The 11,954-nt window shown below is 60.2% G+C and carries 16 protein-coding genes; 7 read left to right on the top strand and 9 right to left on the bottom strand.

The window, feature by feature from the left end; all coding sequences use genetic code 11:
* Positions 1 to 8 precede the first annotated feature (8 nt).
* The 5 genes from ACR0C5_RS10060 to ACR0C5_RS10080 are packed head-to-tail and all read left to right on the top strand — an operon-like array spanning position 9 to position 5,024.
* Complete coding sequence (locus ACR0C5_RS10060; RefSeq protein ID WP_480504185.1) at positions 9 to 695, top strand: lytic transglycosylase domain-containing protein; 687 nt, start codon at positions 9 to 11, stop codon at positions 693 to 695.
* A gap of 9 nt (positions 696 to 704) precedes the next feature.
* Positions 705 to 2,792 (top strand): flagellar biosynthesis protein FlhA, encoded by a 2,088-nt coding sequence (gene flhA / locus ACR0C5_RS10065; RefSeq protein ID WP_480876276.1) that lies wholly within the window; start codon positions 705 to 707, stop codon positions 2,790 to 2,792.
* The gene (locus ACR0C5_RS10070) at positions 2,789 to 3,562 is read left to right on the top strand and encodes a flagellar biosynthetic protein FliR (protein WP_480876278.1); all 774 of its coding nucleotides are present in this window, start codon (positions 2,789 to 2,791) and stop codon (positions 3,560 to 3,562) included. The genes flhA and ACR0C5_RS10070 overlap by 4 nt, the downstream gene beginning before the upstream one ends.
* Positions 3,559 to 4,641, top strand: coding sequence for a flagellar type III secretion system protein FlhB (gene flhB / locus ACR0C5_RS10075; RefSeq protein ID WP_480876280.1), 1,083 nt, complete (start codon positions 3,559 to 3,561; stop codon positions 4,639 to 4,641). The genes ACR0C5_RS10070 and flhB overlap by 4 nt, the downstream gene beginning before the upstream one ends.
* On the top strand, positions 4,641 to 5,024 hold the full coding sequence (locus ACR0C5_RS10080; RefSeq protein ID WP_170790095.1) for a hypothetical protein: 384 nt from the start codon (positions 4,641 to 4,643) through the stop codon (positions 5,022 to 5,024). The genes flhB and ACR0C5_RS10080 overlap by 1 nt, the downstream gene beginning before the upstream one ends.
* Positions 5,025 to 5,029: 5 nt before the next feature.
* Here ACR0C5_RS10080 and ACR0C5_RS10085 read toward each other — a convergent pair whose 3' ends face one another.
* Genes ACR0C5_RS10085 through ACR0C5_RS10125 form a run of 9 tightly spaced genes read right to left on the bottom strand, consistent with a single transcriptional unit; the run spans position 5,030 to position 9,596 of the window.
* Positions 5,030 to 5,557 (bottom strand): flagellar basal body-associated FliL family protein, encoded by a 528-nt coding sequence (locus ACR0C5_RS10085; RefSeq protein ID WP_170790096.1) that lies wholly within the window; start codon positions 5,555 to 5,557, stop codon positions 5,030 to 5,032.
* A gap of 10 nt (positions 5,558 to 5,567) precedes the next feature.
* Complete coding sequence (flgH, locus tag ACR0C5_RS10090) at positions 5,568 to 6,299, bottom strand: flagellar basal body L-ring protein FlgH (protein ID WP_408015519.1); 732 nt, start codon at positions 6,297 to 6,299, stop codon at positions 5,568 to 5,570.
* Complete coding sequence (gene flgA / locus ACR0C5_RS10095) at positions 6,299 to 6,715, bottom strand: flagellar basal body P-ring formation chaperone FlgA (RefSeq protein WP_480876283.1); 417 nt, start codon at positions 6,713 to 6,715, stop codon at positions 6,299 to 6,301. The genes flgH and flgA overlap by 1 nt, the downstream gene beginning before the upstream one ends.
* Positions 6,715 to 7,500 carry a flagellar basal-body rod protein FlgG gene (gene flgG / locus ACR0C5_RS10100; RefSeq protein ID WP_480876285.1) on the bottom strand — a complete coding sequence of 262 codons (786 nt, stop codon included), beginning with the start codon at positions 7,498 to 7,500 and terminating at the stop codon, positions 6,715 to 6,717. The genes flgA and flgG overlap by 1 nt, the downstream gene beginning before the upstream one ends.
* A 21-nt stretch (positions 7,501 to 7,521) precedes the next feature.
* Positions 7,522 to 8,232 carry a flagellar hook-basal body complex protein gene (locus ACR0C5_RS10105; RefSeq protein ID WP_480876287.1) on the bottom strand — a complete coding sequence of 237 codons (711 nt, stop codon included), beginning with the start codon at positions 8,230 to 8,232 and terminating at the stop codon, positions 7,522 to 7,524.
* Positions 8,232 to 8,504, bottom strand: coding sequence for a flagellar biosynthetic protein FliQ (locus ACR0C5_RS10110; protein WP_170353788.1), 273 nt, complete (start codon positions 8,502 to 8,504; stop codon positions 8,232 to 8,234). The genes ACR0C5_RS10105 and ACR0C5_RS10110 overlap by 1 nt, the downstream gene beginning before the upstream one ends.
* A 4-nt stretch (positions 8,505 to 8,508) precedes the next feature.
* On the bottom strand, positions 8,509 to 8,799 hold the full coding sequence (gene fliE / locus ACR0C5_RS10115; RefSeq protein ID WP_180887912.1) for a flagellar hook-basal body complex protein FliE: 291 nt from the start codon (positions 8,797 to 8,799) through the stop codon (positions 8,509 to 8,511).
* Between the two features lie 11 nt (positions 8,800 to 8,810).
* Positions 8,811 to 9,197: a flagellar basal body rod protein FlgC gene (flgC, locus tag ACR0C5_RS10120; protein WP_480876289.1), complete on the bottom strand. Its 387-nt coding sequence runs from the start codon at positions 9,195 to 9,197 to the stop codon at positions 8,811 to 8,813.
* A gap of 12 nt (positions 9,198 to 9,209) precedes the next feature.
* Positions 9,210 to 9,596 carry a FlgB family protein gene (locus ACR0C5_RS10125; RefSeq protein ID WP_170755360.1) on the bottom strand — a complete coding sequence of 129 codons (387 nt, stop codon included), beginning with the start codon at positions 9,594 to 9,596 and terminating at the stop codon, positions 9,210 to 9,212.
* 87 nt (positions 9,597 to 9,683) lie between these two features.
* On the opposite strand from ACR0C5_RS10125, the gene ACR0C5_RS10130 reads away from it, so the two are divergent.
* Both ACR0C5_RS10130 and ACR0C5_RS10135 read left to right on the top strand, forming a co-directional pair.
* Complete coding sequence (locus tag ACR0C5_RS10130) at positions 9,684 to 11,024, top strand: FliI/YscN family ATPase (protein WP_480876291.1); 1,341 nt, start codon at positions 9,684 to 9,686, stop codon at positions 11,022 to 11,024.
* An 83-nt stretch (positions 11,025 to 11,107) separates the two neighbouring features.
* Positions 11,108 to 11,944, top strand: coding sequence for a flagellar motor protein MotB (locus ACR0C5_RS10135; RefSeq protein WP_170790103.1), 837 nt, complete (start codon positions 11,108 to 11,110; stop codon positions 11,942 to 11,944).
* The last annotated feature ends 10 nt before the right edge of the window (positions 11,945 to 11,954 follow it).

An 11,954-nucleotide genomic window follows, 5' to 3' on the forward strand; every position in this document is an offset into this window, starting at 1 on the left:
CCGGCAGAATGCCCCATCGTTTCATCTCAGGACTGGTTGTCGCGCTTTTCGTCGCGCAATCGCTAGCCGCCGCGCCAGATGCCCGCACTGCCGGGATCTGCGACCATGCCGCCCGACGCGCGGCACAGGCGCATGACGTGCCGCTGGACGTGCTGCGCGCCATATCGCGGGTCGAAACAGGCCGTGCGGTGGACGGCCAGCTTGCCCCATGGCCTTGGACCATCAATGTTGAGGGCAAGGGGTTCTGGTTTACTTCGGAATACGAGGCGAAAACCTATCTTTTCAACATCTTCAAAGCAGGCAAACGCAGCTTTGATGTCGGCTGCTTTCAGATCAACTACCGGTGGCACGGTAAGGCTTTTCGGTCGATCGACGCGATGTTCGACCCACTCGAAAACGCACAATACGCCGCCCGGTTCCTGAAAAAACTGCATGCCGAGCTTGGGTCATGGACCGCTGCCGCCGGGGCCTATCACTCGCGCACGCCGGATCTGGCACAGGCCTATTCTGGCCGATTCCGGCGCGTTCTGGCCGGGTTAGAGCAGGTTATCGACACGCCTCTGGCGGCGCGAGACCCGTTCACCGGGGCGGCTGCGCCGCTGATCCCGCAGGACACCGACCAAACGCGCGGCACTGCACTTGGCTCGCTGGTTCCTGCGACCGGAACCGCCACCGCCTTCATCCCATTCAACTAGGAGGGTCGCGTGCCCAAGATCGACCCTCGTTCCCTGTTCTCGCCCACCGTCCTGCTGGCGCTGGCGCTGATGACGGTCATCGTGATGATGATCCTGCCGATGCCCGCCTGGGTGCTGGATGTAGGTCTGGCGGCGTCTTTCGCGCTGGCGATCCTGATCTTCACTCTGACCCTGTTCATCGAACGGCCATTGGATTTCTCATCCTTCCCCACGATCCTGCTGGCCTCACTGATGCTGCGGCTGTCGCTGAACGTGTCGTCAACCAAGCTGATCATCGGTCAGGGGCACACCGGCCCCAGCGCCGCCGGGGACGTGATCGAGGGATTCGCCAATTTCGTCATGGGCGGCAGCATCTTTCTGGGGCTGGTGGTGTTCGGCGTACTGCTGATCGTGAACTTCATGGTCATCACCAAGGGCGCTGCCCGCATGGCCGAGGTCGGTGCGCGCTTTGCCCTGGACGGAATGCCGGGCAAACAGCTGGCCATTGACAGCGACATGTCCGCCGGAGCCATCGACCACCAGCAAGCCAAGGAACGGCGCGAGCGCGAACAGCAAGAGACGACATTCTTCGGCTCGCTCGACGGTGCTTCGAAATTCGTCAAAGGCGATGCGGTTGCTGGTCTGCTGATCACACTGCTGAACCTCGTGATGGGCCTGATCATGGGAGTGATTGTGCATGGGATGCCGATATCCTCGGCGTTTGAAACCTATGCCATCCTGACCGTGGGCGACGGGTTGGTGTCGCAAATCCCAGCCGTGATCATCTCGATCGCTTCGGCGCTGCTGCTGGCGCGTGGCGGTACGCAGGGGGCCACGGACAACGCTATTTTCTCACAACTGGGGAAGCATCCGGCGGCGCTGGGGACGGTAGCGATGTTGATGGTGCTGTTTGCTTTGGTGCCGGGTCTGCCCTTCCTGCCCTTCATCCTTGGGGCAGGTGTACTAGGCTATGCGGCCTACAGCGTGCACCGCAAACAAAAGGCCGAGGCCGACGCCGCCATCAGCCCAGCGACCACCGACGACACGCCGGTTTCTCAGGCGATTGGAGACATTCTGGATCTGGACGACGTGCATCTGGAATTTGCGCCGGATCTGGTCAGCATGGTGCTGAACCCCGGCACCGGGTTGGATGCCCGGATCGCCAATATGCGGACCTATGTGGCCTCGACCTTTGGTCTGATCCTGCCAGACATCCGCCTGACCGACCGCGCCGATCTGCCCATGGGCACATATGTGGTCAAGGTCCACGGGGTTGAACAGGCGCGTGGCGAGTTGAACCCTGATCTGGTGCTGGCGCTGGTGCAGGACGACCGTGATTTGCTACCCGACGGCACCGACGTGACCGAACCCGTCTATGGCGCCCCTGCCCGCTGGATTCTGCCCAAAGATCAAGAGGCTGCGGCGATGAGCGGGGCCACCATCGTCTCGCCCCCCGAGATCCTCGCCACGCACCTGCTTGAGATCATCAAACAGAACTTCTCGCGCCTGCTGACATTGAAATCTCTGCGCCGGCTGCTGGCCGAGATGACCAAGCTCAGCGATCCCATCCGGGCCGAGGCCAACCGCAAGCTGCTGGACGAGTTGATCCCCGACAAAGTGCCGATCGACACGCTACATGCGGTGTTGCGGCTGCTGCTGGATGAGCGTGTTTCGATCCGCAACATGGCCCTGATCTTGGAAAGCGTGGCCGAGGTGCGCCTGACCACGACACAGCCTGAAGGTATCTGCGAACTGGTCCGTCAGCGCTTGGGCTTCCAACTGGTGGCCGAGATGAAGCGCGAGGATGGCTCGATCCCACTTATCCAACTGGCCCCGGAATGGGAGGATACGTTTTCGACCTACCAGATCGACGCGCCAAATGCGGGGCTGGACGTCGCGCTGCCGCCGAACCTGTTCAACAAACTAGCCGATGGAGTCGTTAACACGGTGTCACAATCGGCCGATCATGGGCTGTTTCCGGCGGTTGTGACTTCGACCCGGCGACGGCGATTGTTGCGCACGATCATGCACGCGCGCGGCGTCGCGAACCCGGTCCTCTCGTTCGAGGAAATCGGACTGGAAGCACGCCCTGCCCTGGTCGGAACGGTGCCCGCGTGATCGCCCTGCCGCCCGAGCTTCTACCCCAATTGGGGGATGGGCTGTGGCACCTCTTTGCCGTCTTACTGCGTGTCTCTGCACTGGTTTCTCTGCTGCCCGCATTTGGCGAGCGCAGCATTCCGACCCGCGTGAAACTGGGCATCTCGGTGGCGTTCACACTGATCATCCTGCCTGCCACCCCGGCACCAATCCCGTCCCCCGGCCTACTGCCGATGGTACGGCTTATCGTGACCGAGATATTGGTCGGCGTGGCACTGGGGCTGGGGTTGCGACTTTTCGTGCTGGCCCTGCAAACCGCCGGCTCTATCGCCGCGCAAGCGACCTCTCTGTCCCAGATCCTGGGTGGCGCGGCCGCTGACCCGGTTCCGGCTATGGGCTACATGCTCACCCTGGCCGGCCTGACCCTGGCTGTATTGCTGGGGCTGCATGTTCACGTCGCGCAATTCCTGATCCTAAGCTACACGCTGTTTCCGATGGGCGTGGCCCCGGCAGCCTCGGACCTGTCGGAATGGGGCGTGCAGCGGATCGCGCGCAGTTTCAGCCTTGCGTTCAGCCTCGCCATGCCCTTCGTCATCGCATCATTGATCTATAACCTCGCGCTTGGCGTGATCAACCGAGCCATGCCACAGCTTATGGTGGCTTTTGTCGGCGCCCCCGCGATTACCTTTGCCGGTCTGTTCCTGTTGTTTGCCGGCACGCCTTTGATTTTGTCGGTCTGGGCCGACGCGCTGTTTTCCTTCATCGTCAACCCGGTCGGAGCCAGCAGATGAGCAGTGATGACGACAGTGACAAGTCATTCGAGCCAACGCCACAGAAGCTTCAGAAAGCACGCGAGAAGGGCGAAGTTGCCAAGTCTAACGACCTGTCGGTTGTCGCGGCCTATTCGGGGTTACTGGTGGCTCTGCTGTCCGCAGGCAGTTATGGCGTCCAGCAAATGGGGACACTGTTTGTCGTTCTGGTCGATCAAGCCAGCGACTTGTCAGAATTGTTGATCGAGGGTCCAGCCGTCAATCCGGTCGCTGGGCTACTACAAACCGCTCTGGTGGCGATGTCCATCCTGTTCGCCTTGCCCGCCGCGGCCGTATTGCTCAGCCTGATTGCCCAGCGGGCCCTGATTTTTGCGCCCAGCAAGCTGAAGCCCAAACTCTCGCGTATTTCGATCCCATCCAACGCCAAGAACAAGTTCGGGCGTGGCGGTCTGTTCGAATTTGCCAAGAGCTTTGTGAAACTGGTGATCTATGGAACGTGCCTGGCCCTGTTTCTGCGCGCCAATCTGGACCAGATCCTGTCAGCCAGCGCGGCACCGGCCAAGGCATCTTTGCTTTTGATGATGAATTTGTTGTTTCGGTTCCTGTTTATCGTCGTCGCCGTGGCTCTCGCGATCGGAGCGGTGGATTACCTTTGGCAATATGCCGAGCATATCCGCAAAAACCGGATGTCACGCAAAGAAATTCAGGACGAAACCAAGGACGCCGAGGGCGATCCGCATGTCAAACAGCAGCGCCGCCAGCGCGCGCAAGAGATCGCGACAAATCAGATGATGGCGGACGTGCCCAAGGCAGATGTGGTTGTTGTCAACCCAACCCATTTTGCAGTCGCGCTAAAGTGGTCGCGGGCCGCCGGCTCGGCCCCGGTCTGTGTTGCCAAGGGCGTGGACGAGGTGGCAGCCGCCATTCGATCGGCGGCTGGAACAGCGGGCGTTCCAATACACTCGGACCCGCCAACCGCGCGCGCGCTGCACGCGACCGTCGAGATCGGGCAGGAGATTGCAGAGGAACATTATAAACCCGTCGCTGCGGCTATTCGGTTTGCCGAGGCAATGCGCAAAAAAGCAAAAGGGCAGATTTGATGAAACGCCAAAAGCTTTCAAACTTGCAAATAGCCACAGACGCACTTTTCCAGAAAGAGCATCAAGCCCTGGCACCCATCTTGCAGGCCGAGATCCGTATCCAAAACCAGCTGGCACGATTGGACGGTCAAGTTCGGCAAACGCGCCGGGATACCAACGACACCGAAGGATATCGTGTCACCGGAACAGATATCCTGTGGCATGGGTGGGAATCCAATACCCGTCGTCAGTTGAACATGGAACTGGCGCGGGTGAGATCGCAAAAGCTTGCAGCTCTGGACGCGTTGCGATCCGCGTTTGGGCGCCAGCAGGCGGTTACCCGGCTGTCTGATATCGAAACGGAAAACCGACGCCGCGCTTTGCAGAAGAAACAGATACCTTAATGCGCTCAGGCATCCTGCCGGTTCACGCTCAGGATCATCACGTTCGAGATTTCCTTGCCCAGGTCTTTCTGCGCCACTTCCAACAAGGACTTACGCAGCGTGTCCAGATTTTCCGAAGTGGTGAAATTGCCGTCAAACCCACCTGTGTTCGCGTGATCGAACAGAACTTGCAGGAAGCGGTCGCGCAATTTCGGCTCTATGGCATAGAAAGTGTCGGTCATGCCCGGTTTAGCCTCAAGGCTAACGGACATCGTTACCATGGCCGAAATGCGCTCGGCTTCAACAACTGGTATCACAAACTGTTTGGTCAGTTTCAGATATTCCACATCGCTGCTCTTGTCGTCTTTCTCCGACGTTTTGAACTTCGGTTTGGGTTTCTCATCTTTGGCCTTTTTGTCCTTGGGCTCCTTTTCCGCGGACGCATATTCCTTGCCCTCTTGTGCGGGCGCGTCGGATGGGGCCAGGAAAAGCCCGGCCCCGACACCTACGCCAAGGCCTGCCAACAGAAACAAAACGGGGATCAGTTTTTTCATCAATCAACCCTCAAAACGGTAGAAGAGTGTCTAGAACCTGCTGCCCATAGCGCGGCTGCTGCACATCGGTAATCTGACCGCGCCCCCCATAGGACACCCGCGCAGAGGCAATCTTGTCATACGTGATTTCGTTCTGGCGCGAGATATCCTGCGGGCGCACATAGCCGGTTACCAGCAGCTCGCGCAGTTCGAAATTCACCCGTAATTCCTGCGAACCCGAGATCGCCAATACGCCATTGGGCAGCACATCAATCACGGTTGCTGCAACGCGCAGCGTCAGTTTCTCTTTGCGCTTTACCGACCCTTTGCCGCGACTGTTGGAGGCTGAATCAATCGACACCGCCTCATCCAAAGAGGCGCCTTCGGGCAGTTGCTCTGCCGCTCTTTGCGGCAGCCCGAACAGACCGGGCACCGAAAGGCTTTCGGATCCCGCGCGGGACCGGTTGGTGTCGTTGGAAATCTCGGCTTTTTCATCCAGCTCGATCACGACCGTCAGGATATCGCCTTTCTTGATCGCCCGCTGATCGCCCAGCAGCGATTGCTGCCCACCCGTCCACAGCGACGATTGATCGACCGCGCGTTGGGGCTGCGTATGCAGCGGCAGACCGGGCCATAGCATGGCGACATGTTCGGGCGAATCCTCATTGGGTGTGAAGCTGGGGGGTTTACCCAGGTGATCGACGCGGCCACAGGCGGTCAGAACCAACGCGCCCAGTAGGAGTGATTTGGTATATACTGGCATCATTTTACCTCGATTTGTCCGTCGGTTCGGATAAAGCCGGTCACGGTGGTTCGCGACGACAGGTTCATCACCCGAATGCGATCGCCGACTGCCCCGCGACCCAACGCGCGCCCTTCGGCAGTGATCGACAGCGGCTGGCGATCAAAAATCAGAACCACCAGATCATTGCGGTCGACGATTGCGGGCGGTCCGAAGTCACCCACGCGAATAGGGCGGCCGGGATAGAGCGCCACGCGTGCCTCCTGCCCAACCAGCACGTCCGGGTTGGAAATCGCGCCGGGTATGTCCTGTTCCTTGGTGGCCAGATCAGTGGGCGCGATGATCTCTTTCGCGCGGATCGTACGGATCGGGACCACAATATCGGCCATCGCCGCGCAAGGTCCTGCCATCACAAGTGTTAAAAACAGCACCCGCATCAACGCACCTGTGTGGTTGCGCCCATCATCTGATCGACGGCCGAGATCACCTTGGCGTTCATCTCGTATCCCCGCTGGGCTTCGATCAGTTCGGTGACCTCGCGCACGGCGTCGACGGAACTGTCCTCAAGATAGCCCTGTCGCAGCGTGCCCAGGCCATCCTCGCCCGGAGATCCGACAACTGGTGCGCCCGAAGCTTCGGTTTCTTTGAACAGGTTGCTGCCGATGGCCTCTAAGCCTTTGGCATTTGAAAAACTTGCCAGGGCGAATTCACCCAGCAACTGCCCTTCGGCGGCATCGTCGAAATAGGCATAGACCTCGCCCGCTGCGTTGATTGAGATTGAGCGCGCGTCGTCGGGGATTGTAATCTCGGGCGCAACGGCGAACCCGTCCGAGGTGACAATCAGACCCTCGGCAGATCGCTTCAGGCTTCCGTCGCGGGTAAAGGCGGACTGACCGTTGGGCAACGTCACCTCCAGATAGCCACGCCCTTCGATCGCCACATCCAGATCGCTGCCCGTCGCCGACAACGCACCTTGCGCAAGTTGCACCGTTACGGCAGCGGGTCGGACGCCAAGCCCCAACTGAATACCCGTCGGCAAAACCGTGCCGTCATTGGCATTCACCGACCCGGCCCGCGCCATCTGCTGATAGTGCAGATCGGCAAATTCAGCCCGCCGCGCGTTGTAGCCGGTGGTGTTCATATTCGCGAGGTTATTCGAGATCGTCTCAACCCGCATCTGCTGCGCGGTCATACCCGTCGCTGCGATTTTCAATGCCCGCATGTCAAATCCTCCGTTCTAAAGTCAGCGCATCAGCGCCTTGAGCGCGCCACGCACCCGTTCGTCTTCGGTTTCAAGAAAGCTCTGGCCCAGCTCATAGGCGCGCTGGATTTCGACCAGCCGTGTCACCTGTTCGATCGCGTTGACGTTGGACCCTTCGAGAAAGCGATGAACGATCACCGGCTCTTCGATCGGCACTACGTCGCCTTCGCTACGGAACTGCGTGCTACCTTCGCGCACCAGGGTCTTGGGATCTTCGACCCGATAGACACCAAGCTGCCCCAGCAATTGCCCCTCAATACTGAGTGTGCCGTCGCTGCCCACGTCGATCGAGGCCGCGTCGGGGGCTACAAAAACCGGCGCGCCGTTGCTATCCAGCACACGGTGGCCATCCATCGTGACCAAATATCCCTCGGCGCTTGGCGAGAACGCCCCTGCCCGTGTCAATCGATTGCCGGCCGGAGTTTCGACCATGAAGAATCCATCGCCTTCGATGGCGAAATCAAAATCGCCTCCAGTCTCAGTCAGAACCCCTTGCTGCAATGACGTGTTGCGCACCTCGGCCCGCGCCATTGACAAGGACGGATTGCCGGGCATGTCGCGCACGAATTCGGAAAACACCAAGCCTTGCGCGCGGTATCCGGTGGTGTTGGCATTTGCGATATTGTTCGCCACCAGCCGCATTTCGTTCATCAGCCCCGACTGGCGGGACAAGGTGGTATAGGCGGTATCCATCAGCGACCTCCGGCGATCAGCGGGACGAGGGTTGTGGTGAAAAACGTCACCAGCGTCTGGGTCATGAACCCCATGGAAATCCAGAACACGATGACGATGGCGATCAGCTTGGGCACGAAGGTCAGCGTCATCTCCTGCACCGAGGTCAGCGCCTGGAACAGGCCCACGATCAGGCCCGAAACCAGCGCCACAGCCAGGATCGGGACCGAGGTGATCACCGCGACCCACAGCGCCTGACGCACGATGTCATAGAACAGACCTTCGCTGAGCATCGCGTCAGACCGGCATCCGCAGGATTTCCTGATAGGCCTCGACCACTTTGTTGCGCACGACCACGGCCGTCTCGACCGCCAGTTCGGTCTGCGCCAGCGCCTGCACCAGCGCGTGCGGATCAGCCTGGCCGGTCATCGCGGTCTGCGAGATGGCCTCGGACTGTTTCAGCGTTGCGGCAAAATCCTGAAACGTGCTGCGCAACCCCTGCGCCATTCCGGCGTGATCGGGATCGGCCTGCGTTGCGGGGCGCGCGCCGGCATAGTTCTGTGCGGCATTCAGGGCTCGGATATCCATTCTGGCGTCCTTTATTTTCTGAGGAGTTCCATCAGGCTCGACGACATCTGACGTGTCTGGTCGAACATCTTGAGATTGGCTTCGTAACTGCGCTGCGCCTCGCGCGCGTCTGCGATCTCGATCATCAGATCGACATTTGATCCGCGATAATGGCCGGTCTCATCCGCCATCGGATGACCGGGGTCGTAAACACGTGACCCGTCGCGGCGGTCCAGCTTGACCCGCCCGGCCTGTACCACCTCACGCCCGTCTTTTTGCACGGTTTCGAACGCTACAGTCTTGCGGCGATACCCCGGCGTATCGGCGTTCGAGATGTTCTCAGACACATGTCGCAGACGCGCCGATTGCGCGCGCAGGGCGCTGGTCGAGGCGGCAAGGGAATGGGAAAAATCACTCATCTGGTTGCCTCCTTATGACCGACCGAGGCTGGTGCGCAGGATGTTCATCGAGGATTTGTAGATGGTCAGCGCGCGGTCATGCTGGCGCTTGACCTCGACCGCCTTGAACATCTCTTCCTCGACAGACACACCATTGCCATTGGGATCACCCGAAGGCGCGACGTCGTATTCGGCCCAGGGCTGCGACGCGTTGTTGCCGTTCAAATGCCCGGCGCGCGTTGCGGTCATCGCAGCCCCGCGCCCGGTCATTTCAAATGCTTTTTGAAAGGCCTCAAGATCACGGGGCTGGTAGCCCGGCGTATCCGCATTGGCCATGTTACGCGCAATTACGGCCTGCCGTTGCCCGGCATGGGTTGCCATTGCGTGCGCTGTCTTAAAGACGTTCAGGTCATAGAACATCGGGGCTTCTCCCTCGATCAATTTCAATCAAGGCTTAACCCCGATTCCTTTAGAAACCGTTTTCAGAAACCCGTTGGAGAACCCACGATGTCCGATCTCGACCCAAGCTTTCTAAAATGCGAATTCGACCGTCTTTCCGCTGTGCGCCATATGGGGCGTGTGTCCAGCGTGGCGCGCGGAGTTGTTGAAATTCAAGGGCTTGAAGGGCAGGCACGGATCGGCGACCACCTGACCCTTCGGCGACGCAGCAGTCCGGATCTGGGCGGGGAGGTGCTGCATGTCGAATCGGATTTGATTCATATGATGCCCGCGTCCGCGCCCGATGGTGTTTGTCTGGGCGACCGGGTGATTCTAGAGCAGACGCCTGAGTTTGCGCCGGGGATGCATTGGCTTGGACGGGTGGTTGATCCGTTCGGGAAACCACTGGATGGCAAGCCTCTGCTGCCCGGCACACAGGATCGCGACATCATGCAGGCCCCGCCCGCTGCCGTCGCCCGCAAACCGCTGGGCACGCGGATGGAGACCGGGCTGGCCATGCTCAACACCATGCTGCCGGTGGTACAAGGGCAGCGCGTGGGGTTGTTCGCGGGTTCGGGCGTGGGCAAGTCGACGCTGTTGGCCACGCTGGCCAAGTCGATGCAGGCGGATGCCGTTGTCGTCGCATTGGTTGGTGAACGCGGGCGCGAGGTGAATGAATTCGTCGAACACGCGCTGGGGGCCGAGGGGATGAAACGGTCGGTTGTGGTGGCCGCGACCTCGGATCAGTCCGCGCTGGCCCGCCGACGCTGCGCCTGGTCGGCGATGTCGGTGGCTGAATATCTGCGCGATCAGGGGCTGAACGTGCTGTTTCTGGCCGATTCGGTCACTCGCTTTGCCGAGGCGCATCGCGAAATCGCCGTCGCCATGGGCGAATCCCCGTCCCTTCGCGGTTTCCCTCCGTCGGTCACGCCGCTGATCGCCGGTCTGTGCGAACGCGCCGGACCGGGGACGGCGGATCAGGGCGATATCACCGCCGTGTTCAGTGTTCTGGTGGCCGGATCGGATATGGATGAACCCGTGGCCGACATTCTGCGCGGCGTGCTGGACGGCCATATTGTCCTGAGCCGCGAAATTGCCGAGCGCGGGCGATTCCCGGCCATCGACCTCAGCCGCTCGGTCTCGCGCAGCCTTCCGGGTGCGGCGACCCAAGATGAAAACCGAATGATCGCCGAGGCCCGCAAGCTGGTCGGCAGCTATGAACAATCCGAGGTGATGATCAAGGCGGGGCTGTATTCCGAGGGCGCGGACCCGCTGCTGGATCAGGCCGTGCGGGTGCATGAGGAACTGGATGCTTTCTTTGCTAAATCTGAATCAGATGGAATCAAGAACAGCTTCAACCACCTGCAGCTGATCCTGCGACGGGCCGGGTCCACGCTGGCGCGACAGTGAAATCCGAACAGTTTTAAGTGTTAAGCCCACCTTAAGACCTGCCCGGCTACCCCTGTAGTCGGGTGATAGAAAAGGTGGTGGAGATGGGTGCGCAATCCAATGCGGCGCCAATCATCATCAAGAAGAAACGTGTGTCAGGTGGCGATGGTCACCACGGTGGCGCGTGGAAAGTCGCATATGCCGACTTTGTCACGGCCATGATGGCGTTCTTTATGTTGATGTGGCTGCTGAATGCAACGACGGAAAAACAACGCAAAGGGCTGGCGGACTATTTTTCGCCGACGATCCCGGTGAACCCGGTTTCGGGTGGAGGTAGCGGGGCCTTTGGTGGCGACAATATGTTCTCGGAGAAGACCCTGGCCATGAGCGGCTCTGGCGCCAGTCAACGCAGACCGACCGAAGCAAGGCAGGCGCAGGGTTCCATCGGGGTCAGTGCAGATGGCGGCGAGCGCGAGGTTCAGGATTTCACCACGCTTGAGGCCGAACTGATGGGGCGGACAGGCGAAAGCATGGTCTCGAACAAGGTCTTGCAGCACATCGTCACGCGCGTCACTGACGAAGGTCTTGTGGTCGAGCTGTTCGATACCGAAGACCAGCCCCTGTTCGAATCGGATAGTGACACACCAACGGCGATGATGCGGGCGCTGGCACTTTTGGTGGCGCGGTCCTCGGACCTGGTGACAAATGCGGTGGCCGTCGAAGGGCATGTGCGCGCCTCGCCCGTGGTTCTGGCACAGAACCCGGCCTGGGACGTATCAACCGCGCGCGCTCAGAAAGTGCGGCAAATGCTGCAGGATAAAGGGGTTACGCCGTCTCGACTGGATCGCGTCACGGGACATGCTGACCGAGAACTGACGGCCAAAAACCCGATGGCCGTGCGCAATAACAGGGTTGAGGTCATCTTTCTACGCAATCCTTGACCGCAAAAGG

Source organism: Ruegeria sp. N8 (assembly GCF_056531325.1).